Raw genomic sequence first — 204 nt, forward strand, 5'->3', positions numbered from 1 at the left:
ATACCGTTAGTTTGTGGGCTGTAGGCTTTGGTCTTGGTGTGTTCAATATCTTCTAGATTAAGATAAAGTTCGTAAGCATGGCTCTCCTTATGGCCATTATATTCCGTACCTCGGTCGGTAAGAATGCGTAAAAGTGGCACTTGTTCACTATCAAAAGAAAGGAAGTATTTTATCATTGAGCATATTGGCAGCAATCAGACTGTT

The 204-nt window shown here is 39.7% G+C and carries 1 pseudogene; it reads right to left on the reverse strand.

What is annotated here, in order from left to right:
• Nucleotides 1-204: pseudogene (locus GQ590_RS12210) on the reverse strand (IS481 family transposase); the annotation flags it as partial.

It is taken from the genome of Gilliamella sp. Lep-s35, assembly GCF_009795845.1.
Taxonomy (GTDB): domain Bacteria; phylum Pseudomonadota; class Gammaproteobacteria; order Enterobacterales; family Orbaceae; genus Gilliamella.